This is a genomic window from Herbiconiux daphne (assembly GCF_024979295.1).
Lineage (GTDB): Bacteria > Actinomycetota > Actinomycetes > Actinomycetales > Microbacteriaceae > Herbiconiux > Herbiconiux daphnes.
Map to the genome: position 1 here is coordinate 1 of NZ_JANLCJ010000606.1, position 582 is coordinate 582.

Sequence of the window (582 nt, forward strand, 5' to 3'; positions counted from 1 at the left end):
TGTGGATTTAGTTGAATCCAAAACAGTGTATAAATGATATAAAAATTTTTGCATAAGGAGAATGCAATATATGGCAAAAATTTATGGTGTTAAAGAGCTTCTTGGAGATTCTGGATGTCCTGAGTGTATAAAAGTTGGTAATGATAGAACTCATAACCATTTACAACACTGGCGCAATACAGAGACAGGTGAAGAGTGGACATTCTGCAATCGCTGTGGGCATGGAGAGACAATTACCGAAGCTAATCGTGCAGATATTGAATCTGTTCGTAAAATCAAACGAGAGTTGACTGAGGAAGAACGAGAATCTGTTCTTGCAGAAGCAAATGAACTTCCAATCATGGAATTGAAATCCCGTGGTATTTCTCGTTTAACTGCTGAACGTTTTGGAGTTCGTGTAGGTCTATCTTCAGTAAACCGTGAAGTTGTTTCACATTTCTACCCCAAACATAAAAACGGTCGTATAGTTTCATACAAGATACGTAACCTAGATCCTAAAAGTTTTTATGCAATTGGTTCTGGTTCTGGTTGTGATTTCTTTGGTGAACAACAAGCAATTGCTGGTGATGTTTGGGGAAAGAA

The 582-nt window shown here is 37.6% G+C and carries 1 protein-coding gene; it reads left to right on the forward strand.

Going from position 1 to position 582, the window contains the following annotated elements:
* Positions 1-70: 70 nt before the first annotated feature.
* On the forward strand, positions 71-582 hold a 512-nt coding region (locus tag N1032_RS26710; RefSeq protein WP_259543690.1), incomplete at its 3' end, for a hypothetical protein.